A 17,694-nucleotide genomic window follows, 5' to 3' on the forward strand; every position below is an offset into this window, starting at 1 on the left:
GTTCGGACCCATCAGCGCGCGCCTCGCCCTGCAGCGCTACGAACTGCGGGGCGGGGCCGTGGATTTCACATCATTGGGACTGCGCTACGACTTCCGTGGTCTGAAAGGCATACGCGGCACAAACCGGCCGGTTGGCGCTCCGTAGGAGCACACTGTACACCTCGTCTCTTCCTGCCCCCTCCGCGGCGATCCGGAGCGGCGTGAACGGGACCGGGCTTTCCAGCGTTCGTGGTACTACGGTAGGAACGAGACTGGCGCGTAGTACTCGTCTGGTATCCGCACCACTCGACAAGTGTGTCAGCAACCTCATCATGGAACGTGACAGCAAAAAGATTCACCCCCCGCAAATCCCATGGCTCCCACAATCCACCTCAACGTGAGCGCTGTGGTCCAAGCTAAAGAAATTAGAAGAAATGCCGTTCCAAGCTACGAGTTTTGGCGAAGGAAATGTCATTGGAGATACTACCTAGGCCGAAGACTCTCTATTTAAGAACGTCTGCGTACGGCAAAACACTCCCCCGGGCAAGGTGGGCCTACAGGGCCAGATGGGCGTTGCACTCCGACATCTCTCCTGCGCGCGCGACGCGAGTACCCAAGATGACAGGTTGCATTCACCCCAAAGAGCTTGAATGAGAGATGTTGACACAAACACGTGACGGAGGCCAAATGAAACCGTTTTACGTCGCTCTGATTCCGGTGCTGCTGGTCGGTTGCGCCGTGGCAAATAATGGAGTCTCGGGCCAAACACAGACGACCGAGCGCGAACGGCAGGCTTGGGTTTACAACCGAGAGATCAATCAGATCGTCGCCCACTCGATACGACGCGTGCGTATTGCGGAGGAACGGCTCGCTATGAAGAAGGCCGGGCATCCGGTGCCCTTGAAAACGGGTTGGTGTGGTGCCGCGGTTAGCATTAACGACGATGGATCGATCAAGCGGATCAATATGACCGGATGCGCGTCCCATAGCCTAGGCGAGGACGAACAGAAGGCGATTAAGAGCGCGGCGCCATTTCCACCACCCGGTAATCCATTCATCGCGGTGGTACATACCTACGCGCCCATAGCCACGCCGGGGGTAAACGGAAACTGAGCGACAAGAACGCCAACCGCCTGTTTATGGTCCGTGGGTTGGTCAATCTGTTCACGACAGTAAAGGGCGCTGTCGCGGCCAACGTTGGGAAGGCGCGCCTGAAGCCTGCTGTTGAACCGAATAATCGGGACAAACGGTGTAATCAACGATGCCATTGGGCAAGACACCACCCGTTTTTCGGGTAGTTGATTGATCCGTTATCGAAATATCGCTGTCAGCAGGAATTGATCAGACCTTCCCTGGCTTGGCGTCGACTCCCCGGACCCCGTGGATCCGGGGAGTCGCGGTACCTGAGGTCCAACACCGGCGCACCAACCGGCACGATCGGACGTGGGTCAGGGGGTCAGCGCAGGGCGACCCAGGTCCCGATGGCCAACAACAGCCAACCCGCGATAAAGGCCAACCCCCCGAGCGGTGTGATGGCGCCCAGCCAGCGCGTCCCGGTCACGGCCAGCAGATACAGGCTACCCGAGAACAGGACGATCCCCACCAGCATCAGCCAGCCAGCCCATTTCAAGGGCCTGGATTCGGGAAACTGCAACGCGACGATCCCAATCAGCAGGAGCGCCAGCGCGTGATAGAAATGGTACTCATTCGCCGTGTGATACACCGCCATCAGGTCCGCCGACAAGCGCGCCTTCAGGATATGCGCGCCAAACGCGCCCAACACGACCGCCAACAGCCCGTTAAGGGCACCGAGAAATAGGAATGTTCTTGCCACGTCAGAGCCTCGCCCGCTGATGAGTCCACGCCGGTTGGACAACGAACCGGCGCAAGGGATCCGGCGAGGCGTATGGCCATGGCCAACACGCCGCGCTTCGACACGCTACAATGCCGGATCCGGCCGGGAACGCGCAAACGGTCGTCTAATGGTGGGCCCGCCAGGACTCGAACCTGGGACCAAGGGATTATGAGTCCCCTGCTCTAACCAACTGAGCTACAGGCCCGTGAGGGCGCGCTTAGTATAAACGGTGGAAGGCACGTGGGCACGGCTTGGCGGCCGCGATGGCGCAAGATGCGGTGGGACCGAACTTTTTTGGCTTTTGGGCCTCCAAGTGGGAGATCCATAAAAAAGCAAATCCCCGTGGCTCCGCGCCACGGTGCCGTGGGAGAGGGGATCGTGCACGCCCAGGCCCAGATCCGGTGCCCGTCGGCCGGACGTTGCCTTTGGGCGCCGCTGCCTTCAGCCTAGAACCTATCTCAAAATCGCAGATCGGGCGTTCAGGCAAGGCGCGGGCCCTGCGAGGCGCGCAGTTTACACCCAGTAAATGAGCACCGCAGCAGGGTCCGCAACGCCGCATGGGCGACCGAGATACATTTTGAGATAGGTTCTAAAGAACGCCCCGCCTCTGGGTTGCCAGCCGCATCGGCCGGTAACCCAGGCGCGCGCGTGCAGATCGACCCGGCCCCGCCTGGCCCGTCACGGCCCGCGCGTGGTGTGGCTCACAACACTAAAGAGACGCCGCAAAGGAAACCCCATGGGCTGGCTACAGAGGATCGACCGAACCCCCAGACTAATGATTTTGAGCGTGTTCCTGGGCGTCGTGGGCGCTCTGGGGGCACAGGTCTTCTTGTGGATGCTCCACACGGGCAACCGCTTCCTGTTGGAGTGGATCAGCGGCTATCACCCGCTCACCGTAGCGGAGGCCCACGGCATGGCCACGGCGCCCGCACTGGGGCACTGGTACTGGCTGGTCCCGATAGCCACGACGCTCGGCGGCCTGCTCTCCGGATTCATCGTCTATACCTGGGCCCCGGAGGCGGAGGGGCATGGCACCGACGCCGCGGTCAAGACCTTCCACCGCACCGGCGGGCGCATGCGCTACCGGGCGCCGCCAATCAAGGCGCTGGCCAGCGCAATCACCATCGGATCAGGCGGATCGGGGGGGCGCGAGGGGCCTACCGCCCAGATCGCGGCGGGCGTGGGCGCGATCACCGGCGGACTGCTGAAACTCCCCGACGACGAACGCCGCTATCTGATTCTGATCGGTATGGCGGCGGGGCTGTCGGCGATCTTCAAGAGCCCCCTCGGGACCGCGTTCTTCGCCGTGGAAATCCTCTACTCCGGCATGGCCTTCGAAGGCGAGGCGCTGATCTTCACCCTGGTGGGCTCGGCGGTCGCTTATGGTCTAACCGGGCTGTTTGACGGCTGGACTCCGCTATTCATGCTCCCCCATGGGGTCACCTTCGGACAGCCCCTGGACGTGGGTTGGTTCATCGTCCTCGCGGTGGTGGCGGGAATCCTGGGCGCGATCCTGCCCACGGTGTTTTATTTCATCCGCGATGCGTTCCATCGGCTGCGGGTACCGAATCAGGTGAAACCAGCCATCGGCGGGCTGGCACTCGGGCTGATCGGCATCTTCGTGCCGCAACTGCTGAGTGGCGGATACGGCTATACCCAGTTCGCCCTGCAGGGCGGCGCCGCGATGAGTCTGTGGCTGCTGTTCGCCCTGTCCATCGGCAAGGTGTTGGCGCTCTCGCTCACCATCAGTTCTGGCGGCTCGGGCGGCGTGTTCGGGCCGAGCCTGTTCGTGGGTGCGTTTCTGGGCGCGGCGTTCGCCGCGCTGCTGCACGCCGCAGGGATCACCGGGGTGGACCCCTCCGCGCTGGCGGTGGTGGGGATGGCGGCGTTTTTCGCGGGCGCCGCGCGAGTGCCGATCGCCTCGATGCTGATGGTGGTAGAGATGACCGGCGGTTACGACCTGATCATGCCGGCGATGCTCGCGGTGACGGTGAGCTATCTGGTCCAGTCCTTCCTCACGCGCAACGCACGCTACCCGACGCTGTACGAAACCCAGGTACGCGGCCCCGTGGACAGCCCGGCGAACTTGGAGACCTACCGGCGCATCGTGGCCGATTTCCTGAAGGAGCAGCGCGTCAAGGTGGACATCCGCCTGCTCGACAAGCACCTGGACAATGCGCTTGAGGGACGCGAGGGGATTCCGCTGCTCGGCGGACGCGAACACCTCATCAGTCTGCCGCTGCGCGCCGGCACCCCGGTCGCTGGCGAAGAGGTACGCGCACTGGGTTGCCGCGACATCCTGATCGCCGGGGTACTGCGCGGTGAGAAGCATCTGGTCCCCACAGGAGACACCCGGCTGCAGGTCGGTGACCAACTCCTGGTCGCCGGTACCCGTGAGGCGCTCGTCAGGTTCCGCGAGCAGATCGCAGTAAAAGACAAGGAGGACACCATCATCGACGCGGACGGAGCCGCCATAGACTGAGGATTCTTCACCGGTCTCCTGCTGCACACACTAGGCCGGGCGTACGCATTACCCCCGTTCGATCTGCTGTCCGCTACGGCATCGGTGTCCCGCGGTCCGCGCGGCGCTCGGGCGCCTTTTGTGACCAACACTGGTGAAAAATGCAGTCTTGGATTCGGCCCGAATCCTTGATGCGTAATGATGCGTGCAGGAACCCCGGACGGCTGGTGATTGCGCAAAGAAAATAATAGTGGGCCAGAATCGGCGGAACGACTCAAAATGACGGGCGCCTGCACACCGCCGTGGCCACGGGGGAACGATTCGGATAGGCAAGCAGCAACCCTCGGATCAGCGATCCGAGGGAAGGCCTTTCACTCCAAGTCGAGGAAGCTGCGCAGGGTTTCCGAACGGGTCGGGTGGCGCAGCTTGCGCAGGGCCTTGGCTTCGATCTGACGGATCCGCTCCCGGGTAACGTCGAACTGCTTGCCGACCTCTTCCAGGGTGTGGTCGGTGTTCATGTCGATGCCGAAACGCATGCGCAGCACCTTCGCCTCACGAGGCGTGAGGCCCGCCAGCACGCCGCGGGTCGCTTCCCGTAGCCCTTCCATGGTCGCCGAGTCCACCGGGGAGTCGATGTTCGGATCCTCAATGAAGTCCCCGAGGTGCGAATCCTCGTCATCGCCGATCGGGGTTTCCATAGAGATCGGCTCCTTGGCGATCTTCAGCACCTTGCGCACCTTGTCTTCCGGCATCTCCATGCGCTGCGCCAATTCTTCCGGGGTCGGCTCGCGGCCCATCTCCTGCAGCATCTGACGCGAGATCCGGTTCAACTTATTGATGGTCTCGATCATGTGCACCGGGATACGGATGGTGCGCGCCTGATCCGCGATCGAGCGCGTGATCGCCTGGCGGATCCACCACGTGGCATAGGTGGAAAACTTGTAACCACGCCGGTACTCGAATTTGTCCACCGCCTTCATGAGGCCGATGTTGCCTTCCTGGATCAGATCCAGGAACTGCAAGCCGCGGTTGGTATACTTCTTGGCGATGGAAATCACCAAGCGCAGATTGGCCTCGACCATCTCTTTCTTGGCACGGCGCGCCTTGGCCTCGCCGATGGACATCTGGCGGTTGATTTCCTTGAGCTCGCCGATGCTGAGCCCGCCCTCCTTCTCGATCGAAACCAATCGGTTCTGCGCTTTGAGGATCTCGTCGCGGTGCTGCTCAAGCACCTTCGAGTACTCGCGCCCGGCGCGGATCTGCTTATCCAGCCACTTCAGGTCGGTTTCGTTATCCGGGAAGCTGGTAATGAAATCCTTGCGCGGCATGTGCGCCTGGTTGACGCAGATGTCCATGATCACCCGTTCGTGGGTGCGCACGCGTTCCACGGCTTGGCGGAGGTTGTCCACCAACCGTTCGGTTAGGCGTGGAACCAGCTTCAGCTGGACGAATTGCCCAGCAAGTTGCGTCCGCAACTTGCGCGCACGGGTATGGTCGCCGCTGTTGCGGCTCGCGGACGACTGGGCCTTCTCGTACAACTCCCTGAGCTTGGCGAAACGCGCGCGGGCCTCTTCCGGATCCGGTCCGCCGTTGAGCGGATCGTCCTCGGTGTCCTCAGTACTGTCGTCTTCGTCTTCGTCCTCGTCGCTGCCGCCCACGGCACGTACCGGGGCCTCTGGGACCACGCGCTCCGCAGCGACCGGGACCGCCGCCGTCTCGTCATCCATGAAACCGCTGAGCAGGTCCGTAAGCCGCTGCTCGCCAGCCTCTACCTTCGCATATTCCTGGAACAGTACCGCATTCGATTCCGGGTAGTGGGCGAGCGCGGTGAGGACTTGCAACAAGCCGTCCTCGATGCGTTTGGCGATGAGGATCTCACCCTCGCGGGTGAGCAGTTCCACGGTGCCCATCTCGCGCATGTACATACGAACAGGATCAGTGGTACGGCCCAGTTCGCTGTCCACGGTGGACAAGCTCGCCGCAGCCTCCTCCGCTTCTTCCACGGAGGGTCCGGACGGGACGTTCAGCAGCAACGCATCGGCGTCCGGAGCCACTTCGTGGACTTCGATGCCCATGTCGTTGATCATGCTGATGACGTCCTCGATCTGTTCCGGATCGACGATGTCGTCCGGAAGGAAATCGTTGACCTCCGAATAGGTCAGGAATCCCTGCTCCTTCCCTTTCGTAATCAACTGCTTGAGCTGGGACTGCTGCTCCTGGTCCATGATGTTGGGGTCTGCCATATGTTCCGGACCTGCTCCGCGTCAGCTATGCGAAAATTAACGTACCAGTATAATCGTTAGGACTAAGTTTATCCAAAAAAATTCCAGCTTACGGGTCCCCCGCCCCATCGTCCGGCGCGCCGGGAAGCAGCTGTCGCGCTTCCCGCTTCTCCTCCTCGGACCACTCGCTCGGGCGTTTCCGGGCCAACGAGGCCCAACGGCTATCCCGCGCCCGTGCGGTGCACTCCGACACCAGGAACACGAGCGTGTCCTGAAACTCCTGGGCAATCCCCGCCTCCGGAACCGCCAGCGGCAACGCCGCAAGCCGTTCCAGGTGGCCGCCGTCTTCCGTGCCGCGCCACCGCTCCAGAATCGCTGCGGTGTTGAGATGAGGGTGGGCTTGGAGTAATTCAAGCAACCGGACCAACAGCGTGATCCCCGCCCGGTCCGACCGCTCGAGCCGCTTCGGTTCCCCTGCTTCCTGAGCCAGGGCGGGGCGCTGCAGCAGCAGGACCACCGCGTGGCGCACCGGGCTCGGGGCACGCAGGCCCGCAGGCCCCCGACGCGTCCCGGATTGAGGTGCCGCGGGAGGCGCCGCACCCGGCGACAACCAACCTCGAAGTTGACGGGGCTCCACTCGCACCACCTCGGCAAGACCGTCCACCAACAGCTCCCGATAGACACCCTCGGGCACCCGGGCGATCAAGGGGCGCGCCAATTCCACCAGCCGCGCCCGCCCGTCCATGCTAGTGGTATCGGCCCTGGCCGCCAGCTCTTCATAGAGAAACCGGGAAAGTGGGACCGAGTGCACAAGCCGTTGTTCGAAGGCCGCGCGTCCTTCCTTGCGCACCATGGTATCGGGATCCTCCCCGTCCGGCAGGAACAGGAAACTCACCTGGCGTCCGTCCCGAACTACGGGCAAAGAGGCCTCCAACGCCCGCCACGCCGCCTGGCGCCCGGCACGGTCCCCGTCGAAGCAGAACACCACTTCTGAAACCACCCGAAACATCCGCTCCAGATGATCGTGGGTGGTTGCGGTGCCCAGGGTGGCGACGGCGTACTGGAGCCCGTATTGAGACAGGGCGATCACGTCCATGTAGCCTTCCACCACCAGCAGGCGGGAGAGGCGCCGTAGCGCCTGCTGGGCCTCGTACAGGCCATACAGTTCCCGCCCCTTGTGGAAGACTTGGCTTTCGGGCGAATTCAGGTATTTGGGGGTTCCGTCTCCCAAGACACGGCCCCCAAACCCGATGACCCGCCCACGCCGGTCCCGGATCGGGAACATCACCCGGTCTCGGAACCGGTCGTAGGCACCGCCCCCGGCCTTACCCACCACCAGGCCTACATCCTGGAGCCGCTGCCGCTGGGACGGATTCTCGCCCAAGGCCTTCAAGACGCCGTCCCAGCCCGGCGGCGCGTAACCCAAGCCGTAGGCCCCAGTCACCTCGGCGCTCAGTCCCCGGCCCACCAAATACTCCCGAGCCCGCGCTGCGTCAGGATGGGATTCCAGGGCCCCGCGGAAAAACGCGGCCGCCTGTTCCAGCAGTCCATAGAGGTCCGGGCGACCTTCCCCACCCGCGGCTGCGGCGCTGCGCGGGACGGTCAAACCCACCCGTCGGGCCAGATCCTCCACCGCATCCACGAACTCCATATGTTCGTACTCCAACAGGAAGCCGATGGCGTTGCCGTGTGCCCCGCAGCCGAAGCAGTGGTAAAACTGCTTGGTGGGACTGACCGTAAACGAGGGGGTCTTTTCGTTGTGAAACGGGCAGCAGGCCATGTAGTCGCGTCCGGCCTTGCGCAACGGCACCCGCGTGTCGATGACCTCCACCAGGTCCACGCGGTTCAACAACTCGTCGATGAATTCCTGAGGAATACGGCCCGCCATGTCGGTATCGCTACACCCACATGCCGATGCGGTTCCGGCCGTCGGGGCCCTCAGGAGGAATGAGGACCGGACCCGAGGCCGACCACCCGGCCGCCTGACTGGTTAATCTGTTAAAGATAGCCGGTTTCGGCACGGCCGGCGCGCTTACACGGGGCCCGTGTCGGACTTGGCGATTCTGTGCGGTGCGCGCGGGAAATCGTGGGCCGTTGTTCGAGCGCATATTGCAACGAACTAGTGGGCGCGCTTCAACGCGAGCGACCGATAAAATGGGCTGCCGTACCGCCCGCCCCGCTACGCGCAGAAGACTCGGACAGGTGTCTAGGCAAGCCGGCCCTTGACTCGGGCACTGACCTGCCCCATGTCCGCACGGCCCTGCAGCAGCGGCTTCAGGTGCGCCATCACCTTCCCCATGTCGCGTTGGGTCTGGGCCCCGGTGACCGACAAGGCCTCTGTGATCAGCGCCTCGACCTCCGCCTCCCCGAGCGCGGCGGGCAAAAACTCCTGGATCACCTGGATCTCGTAGGATTCCTGCTCCACCAAGTCCGCGCGCGCGGCAGCTTGGTAATGGACCACCGATTCGCGCCGCTGCTTGATCAGCTTGTCCAGGACCACCATGACTTGCTGGTCATCCAAACGCACACGCTCATCAATCTCGCGCTGCCGGATGGCCGCAAGAATAAGGCGCAGGGTGCCCAGGCGGCGCTTTTCGCGCGCACGCAGGGCGTCCTTCATGTCCTGCTCGACACGCTGCGTGAGGGAAGATCCGGGCGTGGCCATGGGGGCCCGACCAGGGGCTATGCTCAGAACGGACGCACGCGCCGCGCCGCTTCCCGAGCAAGCTTCTTCAGGTGGCGCTTGACGGCAGCGGCCGCCTTGCGCTTGCGCATGACGGAGGGTTTTTCGTAGAACTCGCGGCGGCGGATTTCGGTCAGGACCCCCGCCTTCTCGCAAGCGCGTTTGAAGCGCCGCAGTGCCACGTCGAATGGTTCGTTTTCCCGCACTTTCACGTTCGGCATGAAATCCGTTACCTCGGCTCCCACATGGGGTGGTACGCTGTGTATCCCGGTAAACGCGTCATGATATACGGGCCACAAAGCAAATGCAAAACACTCCGGGGGTACGCCGGGTCCTCGGCATCGAGACCTCCTGCGACGAAACCGGCGTGGCCTTGTACGACGGGACCCGGGGCTTGGTAGCCCACGCCCTCTATAGCCAAATACCGGTCCATGCGACCTACGGGGGCGTAGTACCGGAGCTGGCGGCGCGGGACCACATCCAGCGCACCCTGCCCCTGATCCGACGGGTGTTGGAACAGGCCGGTGGCCAGAACGCCGACGGGGTGGCCTACACTGCCGGCCCGGGGCTCATCGGGGCGTTGCTGGTGGGTGCCGCCCTGGCCCGGAGCTTGGCCCGTGCCTGGGGCGTACCCGCGGTGGCCGTGCATCACATGGAGAGCCACCTGCTGGCCCCGATGTTGGAACCGGACCCGCCCGAGTTCCCGTTCCTGGCCTTGCTGGTATCCGGAGGTCACACCCAGTTGGTGGAAGTAGCCGGGGTGGGTCAGTACCGGACCCTGGGCCAGACCCTGGACGACGCGGTGGGCGAGGCATTCGACAAAACCGCCAAGCTGTTGGGGCTGCCGTATCCCGGGGGGCCGGCCCTGGCGCAGCTGGCGACCCAAGGCCGGCCCGGGCGCTACACCTTCCCCCGCCCCATGACCGACCGCCCCGGACTGGACTTCAGCTTCAGCGGCCTCAAGACACACGCCCTCCAGACCCTGCGCGGCCTCCCCACATCGGATCCCCAGGCCCAGGCCGACGTGGCCTGGGCCTTTCAGGACGCCGTTGTGGATACGCTGGCGCTGAAATGCCGGCGCGCCCTACGGGAGACCGCGATCCTGCGCCTGGTGGTGGCGGGCGGCGTGGGGGCCAATCAGGCCCTGCGCGCACGGCTCACGGAATTGGCCCGCCAGGAGGGCGCCACAGTCCATTACCCGCGTCCGGAGTTCTGCACCGACAACGGGGCGATGGTGGCCTATGCCGGATACCGGCGCCTGGCGGGTGGTCAGCGGGCGTCCACCGCCATCGAGGCCCGGGCACGCTGGTCTCTGGACGAATTGACGCCGCCGTAGACAGTGGCCCCAAGAGGTGCGGTCAGGAGCGGCCGATCCGGGGTTCGGTGCCCGCCAGCAGGCCGCGAATGTTGGACCGGTGGCGCCAGACTAATAACAGGCTCATGAGCGCTGTGGCAACCACCAGCGCCGACGCATGCAGCCACCAAGCCACCAGCAGCGGCGCCGCCAGCGCAGCGATCAAGGCGCCCGCAGAAGAAATCCGTACCGCCGCCACGACCAACAGCCAAATGGCGACCGCCGCGACCCCCACCCGCCAATCCAGCCCCAACAGTACCCCGAGGGCGGTGGCCACCCCCTTGCCGCCTTTGAATCCGAAGAACACCGGGTAAAGATGCCCCAAAAACGCCGCGAGGCCCACCACCCCCAGGGCCCCGGGGCCGACGCCGAGGTGTTTGGCCAGCGCCACCGGGATCAAGCCCTTGGCCACGTCTCCCACCAGGGTCGCCGCCGCCGCGCCCTTGCCTCCGAAACGCAGCACATTGGTGGCCCCCGGGTTGCGCGAGCCGAGATCACGTGGGTCCGGCAGCCGCAACACCCGGCATACCATCACGGCGCTCGACACCGAGCCCGACAGATAGCCCACGATTCCCATGATCACGTCCAGCAGCATGGCGGCCATTGGACGGGTTCCGCGCGCCCCGGTCAAGGGCCCCCGGCGCCCGGCGGCGTGGCCTTTCCGGTTGCGGCGCACTCGGCTTACTATAGGCCGCCATGGATATCATCTACCTGCGCGATCTGCGCATCGACACCGTCATCGGCATCTACGATTGGGAACGCCGGATCAAGCAGACCGTGAGCCTGGATCTGGAGATGGCGGCGGACATCCGCAAGGCCGCGGCCAGCGACGCCCTGGAGGACACCCTGAACTACAAGGCGGTGGCCAAGCGGCTGATCCAGTTCGTGGGCGAGAGCCAGTTCCAACTGGTGGAAACCCTGGCGGAACGTGCCGCGGAACTCGTACTCAACGAATTCCCGATCCCCTGGCTACGGTTGAGCGTCAACAAGGTGGGGGCGGTGCGCGGCGCCGGTGGCGTCGGTGTAATCATCGAGCGCGGGGCGCGCCCATCGGGCACCGGCAACCCGTGACCCGGGTCTACGTCAGTATCGGCAGCAACATCGAACCGGAACGCAACGTCCGCTCCGGCGTTGCTGCGTTGGCGCGCCGTTACGCGCCACTCGCCGTGTCCACCGTGTACGAAACCGACCCGGTGGGTTTCCAGGGCGATCCGTTCTACAACTTGGTAGTGGCCTTCGATACCCAGGAAACGCCGTCCGAGGTACTCGGGTCCCTGCGCGGGATCGAGGACGATCATGGGCGCGATCGCGCGGCACCGCGGTTTTCACCCCGGTCCCTGGACCTGGACCTGCTGCTCTATGGGGACTTGGTGCGGCGCGAGCCCGGACTGCACTTGCCGCGCCCGGAGCTTACCCATTACGCCTTCGTGCTCGGCCCCCTGGCGGAGATCGCCGGCGGGGTCCGGCACCCCGAACTGGGACGCACCTTCGGGGATCTGTGGGCGGCATACGGTGCCGGGCGTGCCGCCCTGCGGCGCGTGTCCATGCGCCCGTTGGACACGGTCGCGGAGTTCCCCATGCCGGAACCCGACAACCGGTAATCCGGCTCCGGCGCCATGCCGGCGGGCCCAGGCCGCATCAAGCCCCGGTTCGGCGCCCGGCGGTAGCACCGTCCCGTTGCGCCGCTATGCGCGCCAGGAACTCCGGCTCCGGCATGGGGTGTGCAAAATAATAGCCCTGGGCCTCGTCGCACCCCAGATCACGCAGATACTGAAGCTGTTCCGCGGTCTCCACCCCTTCCGCCACCACCGGCATATCGAACCCGTGGGCCAGCATGATGATCGCCGAGACCACCGCCTGGTCACGTGGATCCGTGTGCACCGACTCGATGAAACAGCGATCCACCTTGATGCAATCCACCGGAAATGTCTTCAGATACTGGAGCGAGGAATAGCCGGTCCCGAAGTCGTCGATGGCGATCCGCACGCCAAGTTCCTTCATCAAGGCCAACGCGTCGCGGATATGATCCGATCCGTGCAGGTGGCTGTCTTCGGTGATCTCCACCTCGAAGCACGCCCTCTGCCGCGCGCACGACCCGCACGGGCGCCGCGCCGCCAGCGCGCCCCGCAGGAAGCGTGCGAAGGAGTGGTGGGCGAGCTGTACCGGGGCGACGTTCACCGACATGGCGACATCGGAAAACCCCGCCGCGCACCACGCGGCCCGTGACGCCAGGGCGCGCTGAATCACCCATTCGCCGATCGGCACCATCAGATCGGTCTTCTCCGCAACGGGAAGGAAATCGCCCGGCAACACCAGGCCGATGTCCGGTCGCCTCCAGCGCAACAAGGCCTCGGCACTGGCGATGTGGCCGCTGTCCAGTCGGACGCGGGGCTGGAAATACAACTCCAGTTCGTCTTCCTCCAGCGCGCGCCGCAGATCCCGCTCGGTCTCCCGATCCCGGGCCGAGATCGACTGGATTCCGGCGCTGTAATAGCGGTAGCGGTTCCCGCCACTGTGCTTGGCGCGGTACATGGCCCAATCGGCATGGCGCAGCAGCGCATCCAGTCCGGTGCCGTCATCGGGGAACAGGCTGATCCCGACACTCGCCGTGGCAATAACAGTCTGATCAGCAATGCGGTACGGGCGCCCGGTCTCCTCCACCAGTTTGCGCGCCACCGCCTCCGCATCCTCGACGCCACGCACGCCAAGCAACAGAACACAGTATTCGTCGCCACCGAGCCGCGCGACGGTATCGCCATCCCGCACGCACTGGGAGATGCGGCGCCCCATCTCGCACAGCAGTTCGTCGCCGACCAGGTGGCCGTAGTGATCATTGATCTGTTTGAAACGGTCCACGTCCAGATAAAGCACGGCCACCGGACGCCCGCTCGCTGCTCCAGTAGCGGTACACTGCGCCAAACGTTGGTTGAACAGTGCGCGGTTGGCGAGGCCGGTGAGCGGATCATGGGTCGCGGAGAACGCGGTATGGCGGACCTGCTCCGAGAGCCGGCGGTTGACACTGTGGAGTTCGCGCAACAAGGTGGAGTAGAACAAGGGCAGCACGCCGATCCCGATGAACAGCCCGACCCCGGCGCTCAATTGGTTACGCCAATAGTCGCTCAGGACGAGGACCGCACCGAACCCGCCGAGGCTGAAGACCAGCGAGAAATACAGAAACGGGACCCCGAACCGCAGGCCGTTACCCACGATAATCCAGAGGTACACGGGGTAGAACGCCGCCCCCACCGAACCGGTGAGATACAAAGCATAGGAGGTGATGCCGATGTCGGTGATGATCACGAGGCCGCGCCGCAACGTGGACGGGCGGGGCCACAAGCGGACAACCGCGAAAATGATCACCCCCACCAACAGGAAGACAAGGCTGATCCGCGCGCCGTGCCACAACTCGGGCCTAGGCGGTACCACCACGGCCGCAGCGAGATACAGATAGGCGGAAGCCACCGCCGTGATGGCGATCCGCGCCACGGCCTGGGACTGCTCGGCACCCCGGCGGAAGCTGGCGTATTCGAAGTAGCTCATGACCAATCCGCCCGGGGCGGCGCACCGAACCGCCGGGCTCGGCAGGTATGCGGTTGAACGATCAACACGAAACTGCTGAGTCGGGGGACGGCCCGGTCCACCTTACGATTCCTAGCGGCCGCACTGTGGAATTCTGCACCCGGCAAGGGTTCCGGCCCCCACACCCCCCAAGCGCGGCCCACCGGTGAGGGCGCACGCAAGGAGACAATACCGGAATGCGCCCGCTGCAGATATTCCCGTCATTTCTGCGCTTACGTTCACGGGAGTGTACCGGCGGCGGCCGGGCCGACGCTACCATACAACTTGCGTGGTATGAGCCAGTGTTTCGGATCTCCCCAAGGGCGCGGTGCTGGGGATCGATCCGTGGCTGCACACCGCGGCAATTCCCGCCGCCGCCCACGGCAAGGACCCCGTGCAGCGATCAGAGTGGCTTGCATCCCCCATTAGCCATGGTGATCTCGTGCCCCGCGGGCGACGCCGGGGACTCGTACACAAGACCGGGGAAACACCAAGTCGCCCACTTTGAGTTGGGCACCGACCCAGTGTAGTGTCTTGCGCTTGGAGGCGTATTCAGCGAACTGCGGCGGCCCGACACCGGCTACCCCCCGGATGGGCTGCGCACCAACGTCGGCGGCCATTTCGGCGTGCAACGGTCCATGGCATTGCGCGCTGCCGTCGCCACCGGTGCGCCGCTGGTGAGCACCAATCGCTATGGATCCCTGTGATGACTCACCCACCCGACCACCACACCGTGCGCCGTGACCCGGCAGTTGACGTCCTTCCTGTGCCGCAACCCGATGCACGGGCGCACAGCGCGCGTCTGATACGGCGGATCCGCGACGAGATTCTGGGCAACGGCGGGGCCATCACCTTCGCGCGCTACATGGAACAGGCGCTGTATGCACCGGGGGCCGGCTATTACCTGGGTGGCCTGCACAAGTTCGGCGCCCAGGGTGACTTCGTCACAGCGCCGGAGATCTCGCCGCTGTTCTCGCGCTGTTTGGCCCGGCAATGCGCCGCGGGGCTCGCCGCCACTGGCGGGGGTGACGTCCTGGAGTTCGGTGCCGGGAGCGGTGTCATGGCCGCCGACGTGCTATTGGAGTTGGAACGGCTCGGCCGGCTCCCGGACCACTACCGGATCCTGGAGTTAAGCGGCGACCTCAAGGCCCGCCAACACGCGACCCTGGTGACGCGGTCACCACACCTGCTGCCCTGGGTGGAATGGCTCGAACGCTTGCCCGCTGAACCCATGCGCGGTGTGGTGCTGGCCAATGAGGTCCTGGACGCGATCCCAGTGCACCGCTTCCGGATGGACTCCAGCGGAGTCGAAGAACTGTTCGTAGGGTGGGAAGACGACCATTTCACCTGGCGTATCGGTCCACCCTCGGATCCGCGCTTGGCGGACTACGTTGCGCGGTTGTCGGAAACCCTGGGCGCGCCACTGCCGCCAGGCTACCTCTCGGAGACAAACCTGCTGCTCACGCCATGGGTGCGCACTATCGCCGACGGCCTTGCGGCCGGCGTCGTGCTGGTGATCGATTACGGTTATCCACGCCGCGAGTACTACCACCCGCAGCGCACCGGGGGGACCCTGATGTGCCACTACCGCCACCGCGCGCATCCGGACCCGCTGATCCTCACCGGGCTCCAGGACATCACCGCCTACGTCGACTTCACGGCGCTCGCGGAAGCCGCTCAGGATGCCGGGCTCGAGGTGGCGGGCTTCACCACCCAGGCGCAGTTCCTGCTCGGCTGCGGACTCGGTGAGCTGCTGGCCGACTCCGACCCAACGGACACCGTCCGCTACTTGGCCCTCACCCAACAGGCCAAGACCCTGACCCTACCCGGCGAGATGGGGGAGCGGTTCAAGGTAATGGCCCTGACCCGCGGCATCCGCGCCCCATTGGCTGGCTTTGCCTTGCGCGACCTGCGCGACCGCCTGTAGGCTGGCGCCTAGCGGTGCGCCGCACGCCCGTCGAAACCCGACGCCCCTGGACCGGACCCCCGCGCATATCCATGGCCCCCACCTCGCCCCCATCCCGGCGCCCGCGCTTCCTGGACGCATCCACCGCACCCGCACCGGCGGCCACCACCGGCGCACGGGCCCACAACCGCTGATGGATCCGCTCCACGCGATCTGGCTGGCGCTGCTGCAAGGGGTCACCGAGTTTCTGCCGATCTCCAGCGACGCGCACCTCATCCTGGTACCGCGGCTGCTGGGCTGGCCAGATCAGGGCTTGGCCTTCGATACGGCGGTGCATCTGGGCACCCTGGGGGCCGTGGTCGCCTATTTCCGCCGCGAACTCCTCGTCATGGCTCGGGACTGGGCCACCAGCCTGCGGGGACGCGGCGCAACGCCCGACGCGCGCTTGGCCTGGGCGGTACTCTTTGGGACCCTGCCGGCGGGATTCGCGGGTCTGCTCCTGCACAAGGCCGTGGAAACCCATCTGCGCACCCCGCTGGTGATCGCCATCGCCACGCTGGCGTTCGGTCTCCTACTCGGGTGGGCGGATTGGCGGGGCAACGGGGTCCGCGACGAGCACCAACTGACCTGGCGGGACGTGACGGTGATCGGTCTTGCCCAGGCCCTAGCGCTGATCCCGGGCACTTCCCGCTCCGGGATCACCATCACTGCGGCCCTGTTGTGTGGCATCAACCGGACCGCGGCGGCGCGCTACTCATTTCTGCTGTCCATCCCCATCATCGCCGCGGCCGGCGCCCTGGAGGTGGGTTCCGAACTCTTCGCACGGACCTCCGCCGGCCTGGCGACGTTGGCCCTGGGGGCACTGGTGGCCGGGGTCAGCGCGTACCTCACGATCCACCTTTTCCTCCGGCTCCTGCAACGAATCGGAATGCTGCCCTTCGTGATCTACCGCCTGTTCCTGGGCATCAGCCTGTTCTGGTTTTTTTACTGACGGCCACCCACGGGACGGGGAATCCCTGCTTCCGGATGCGTATCCGCCCCACGACGTCCGACAAAATGGCGGAAAATTTTACGCGCGCCGTGTTGCGGCACTGGGTGGGTAACACGCTGTAACGCGGATGGTATTTAGCGCCCGCCCCATGACCGCGGTGCATCCCGAACCGGTGGAAGGAGTTGGGCATTACGCCGACGTCGTGTCGTGGGAAACCCATGCATCGCGTTCACCTGCACCCACCGGGCGCGCCTGGATTTCATCCAAGTGTCTCATTCCCGGGATGAGTTGGCGGTGTAAAGCAGAATCCCCGTAACTATTTAGACCACATGAGAAAAAGCTCGCCCCGGGACGTCTGTCGGAAAAGTTTACAGCCCGGGGCTCGGCGGATCGATGACGGAGTCATAAATTATTTTTGAATTAATGAATTATGGATGGATGCCAGAGAACGGCACGGTTCGTGCTTAGAACTCTGCGTAGAACTCATCGTACGCACCCCGGGGTTGCCGGCGGGGCGTGAGGCGCCTGTGGAAGGACCCCGGCGCCGCGACTGTTATCACGGATGCTCGGTCGAGGTATTAGGAACGCCATGAACGGCCAACGGAACTTGCACGGGTTTCACCGGATACTCTTCGCCTCCATTGTCCTCTGCCTAAGCACCGGTGCGCGCGCCAGCACCATCTGG

General features: G+C 64.7%; 14 protein-coding genes and 1 tRNA gene. 7 read left to right on the top strand and 8 right to left on the bottom strand.

What is annotated here, in order from left to right; all coding sequences use genetic code 11:
* Window positions 1–666: 666 nt before the first annotated feature.
* On the top strand, window positions 667–1,092 hold the full coding sequence (locus B7Z66_13915; protein ID OYV75166.1) for a hypothetical protein: 426 nt from the start codon (window positions 667–669) through the stop codon (window positions 1,090–1,092).
* Between the two features lie 343 nt (window positions 1,093–1,435).
* On the opposite strand, the gene B7Z66_13920 is transcribed toward B7Z66_13915, so the two are convergent.
* A complete protein-coding gene (locus B7Z66_13920; GenBank protein OYV75177.1) occupies window positions 1,436–1,813 on the bottom strand; it encodes a hypothetical protein in 378 nt (125 codons plus the stop codon).
* Window positions 1,814–1,962: 149 nt separating this feature from the next.
* A tRNA-Met gene (locus B7Z66_13925) sits at window positions 1,963–2,039 on the bottom strand.
* A 531-nt stretch (window positions 2,040–2,570) separates the two neighbouring features.
* Between B7Z66_13925 and B7Z66_13930 the strand changes: the two genes are divergently transcribed.
* Window positions 2,571–4,316 (top strand): hypothetical protein, encoded by a 1,746-nt coding sequence (locus B7Z66_13930; GenBank protein ID OYV75167.1) that lies wholly within the window; start codon window positions 2,571–2,573, stop codon window positions 4,314–4,316.
* A 350-nt stretch (window positions 4,317–4,666) separates the two neighbouring features.
* Here B7Z66_13930 and B7Z66_13935 read toward each other — a convergent pair whose 3' ends face one another.
* The 4 genes from B7Z66_13935 to B7Z66_13950 all read right to left on the bottom strand — a co-directional run bounded on the left by B7Z66_13935 (window position 4,667) and on the right by B7Z66_13950 (window position 9,421).
* Window positions 4,667–6,520 (bottom strand): RNA polymerase sigma factor RpoD, encoded by a 1,854-nt coding sequence (locus tag B7Z66_13935; protein OYV75178.1) that lies wholly within the window; start codon window positions 6,518–6,520, stop codon window positions 4,667–4,669.
* A 106-nt stretch (window positions 6,521–6,626) separates the two neighbouring features.
* Window positions 6,627–8,405: a DNA primase gene (locus B7Z66_13940; protein ID OYV75168.1), complete on the bottom strand. Its 1,779-nt coding sequence runs from the start codon at window positions 8,403–8,405 to the stop codon at window positions 6,627–6,629.
* Between the two features lie 318 nt (window positions 8,406–8,723).
* Window positions 8,724–9,182 carry a glutamyl-tRNA amidotransferase gene (locus B7Z66_13945; protein ID OYV75169.1) on the bottom strand — a complete coding sequence of 153 codons (459 nt, stop codon included), beginning with the start codon at window positions 9,180–9,182 and terminating at the stop codon, window positions 8,724–8,726.
* A gap of 23 nt (window positions 9,183–9,205) precedes the next feature.
* Entirely contained in the window at window positions 9,206–9,421 is a 216-nt protein-coding gene (locus tag B7Z66_13950) for a 30S ribosomal protein S21 (protein ID OYV75170.1), read from the bottom strand.
* An 83-nt stretch (window positions 9,422–9,504) separates the two neighbouring features.
* Here B7Z66_13950 and B7Z66_13955 point away from each other — a divergent pair, with 83 nt between their 5' ends.
* Entirely contained in the window at window positions 9,505–10,536 is a 1,032-nt protein-coding gene (locus B7Z66_13955) for a tRNA (adenosine(37)-N6)-threonylcarbamoyltransferase complex transferase subunit TsaD (GenBank protein OYV75171.1), read from the top strand.
* A 22-nt stretch (window positions 10,537–10,558) separates the two neighbouring features.
* Here B7Z66_13955 and B7Z66_13960 read toward each other — a convergent pair whose 3' ends face one another.
* Window positions 10,559–11,149: an acyl-phosphate glycerol 3-phosphate acyltransferase gene (locus tag B7Z66_13960; protein OYV75179.1), complete on the bottom strand. Its 591-nt coding sequence runs from the start codon at window positions 11,147–11,149 to the stop codon at window positions 10,559–10,561.
* 101 nt (window positions 11,150–11,250) lie between these two features.
* On the opposite strand from B7Z66_13960, the gene B7Z66_13965 reads away from it, so the two are divergent.
* The gene (locus B7Z66_13965) at window positions 11,251–11,625 is read left to right on the top strand and encodes a dihydroneopterin aldolase (GenBank protein ID OYV75172.1); all 375 of its coding nucleotides are present in this window, start codon (window positions 11,251–11,253) and stop codon (window positions 11,623–11,625) included.
* Complete coding sequence (locus tag B7Z66_13970; protein OYV75173.1) at window positions 11,622–12,155, top strand: 2-amino-4-hydroxy-6-hydroxymethyldihydropteridine diphosphokinase; 534 nt, start codon at window positions 11,622–11,624, stop codon at window positions 12,153–12,155. The genes B7Z66_13965 and B7Z66_13970 overlap by 4 nt, the downstream gene beginning before the upstream one ends.
* A 37-nt stretch (window positions 12,156–12,192) precedes the next feature.
* Here the strand turns inward: B7Z66_13970 and B7Z66_13975 are convergent, their stop codons facing one another.
* The gene (locus tag B7Z66_13975; protein ID OYV75174.1) at window positions 12,193–14,094 is read right to left on the bottom strand and encodes a hypothetical protein; all 1,902 of its coding nucleotides are present in this window, start codon (window positions 14,092–14,094) and stop codon (window positions 12,193–12,195) included.
* A 724-nt stretch (window positions 14,095–14,818) separates the two neighbouring features.
* Here B7Z66_13975 and B7Z66_13980 point away from each other — a divergent pair.
* Together B7Z66_13980 and B7Z66_13985 are read left to right on the top strand one after the other, a co-directional pair.
* The gene (locus B7Z66_13980; GenBank protein OYV75175.1) at window positions 14,819–16,039 is read left to right on the top strand and encodes an SAM-dependent methyltransferase; all 1,221 of its coding nucleotides are present in this window, start codon (window positions 14,819–14,821) and stop codon (window positions 16,037–16,039) included.
* Between the two features lie 172 nt (window positions 16,040–16,211).
* Window positions 16,212–17,009, top strand: a complete 798-nt coding sequence (locus B7Z66_13985) for an undecaprenyl-diphosphatase (protein ID OYV75176.1) — start codon at window positions 16,212–16,214, stop codon at window positions 17,007–17,009.
* The last annotated feature ends 685 nt before the right edge of the window (window positions 17,010–17,694 follow it).

This window comes from Chromatiales bacterium 21-64-14, from assembly GCA_002255365.1.
GTDB lineage: Bacteria > Pseudomonadota > Gammaproteobacteria > 21-64-14 > 21-64-14 > 21-64-14.

What these genes read in the sequence shown, in the direction of transcription:
- B7Z66_13950 (OYV75170.1), bottom strand. Translation starts at nt 9,421, where the DNA reads ATGCCGAACGTGAAAGTGCGGGAAAACGAACCATTCGACGTGGCACTG.
- B7Z66_13975 (OYV75174.1), bottom strand. Translation starts at nt 14,094, where the DNA reads ATGAGCTACTTCGAATACGCCAGCTTCCGCCGGGGTGCCGAGCAGTCC.
- B7Z66_13965 (OYV75172.1), top strand. Translation starts at nt 11,251, where the DNA reads ATGGATATCATCTACCTGCGCGATCTGCGCATCGACACCGTCATCGGC.
- B7Z66_13915 (OYV75166.1), top strand. Translation starts at nt 667, where the DNA reads ATGAAACCGTTTTACGTCGCTCTGATTCCGGTGCTGCTGGTCGGTTGC.
- B7Z66_13980 (OYV75175.1), top strand. Translation starts at nt 14,819, where the DNA reads ATGACTCACCCACCCGACCACCACACCGTGCGCCGTGACCCGGCAGTT.
- B7Z66_13940 (OYV75168.1), bottom strand. Translation starts at nt 8,405, where the DNA reads ATGGCGGGCCGTATTCCTCAGGAATTCATCGACGAGTTGTTGAACCGC.
- B7Z66_13985 (OYV75176.1), top strand. Translation starts at nt 16,212, where the DNA reads ATGGATCCGCTCCACGCGATCTGGCTGGCGCTGCTGCAAGGGGTCACC.
- B7Z66_13945 (OYV75169.1), bottom strand. Translation starts at nt 9,182, where the DNA reads ATGGCCACGCCCGGATCTTCCCTCACGCAGCGTGTCGAGCAGGACATG.
- B7Z66_13955 (OYV75171.1), top strand. Translation starts at nt 9,505, where the DNA reads ATGCAAAACACTCCGGGGGTACGCCGGGTCCTCGGCATCGAGACCTCC.
- B7Z66_13960 (OYV75179.1), bottom strand. Translation starts at nt 11,149, where the DNA reads ATGCTGCTGGACGTGATCATGGGAATCGTGGGCTATCTGTCGGGCTCG.
- B7Z66_13935 (OYV75178.1), bottom strand. Translation starts at nt 6,520, where the DNA reads ATGGACCAGGAGCAGCAGTCCCAGCTCAAGCAGTTGATTACGAAAGGG.
- B7Z66_13930 (OYV75167.1), top strand. Translation starts at nt 2,571, where the DNA reads ATGGGCTGGCTACAGAGGATCGACCGAACCCCCAGACTAATGATTTTG.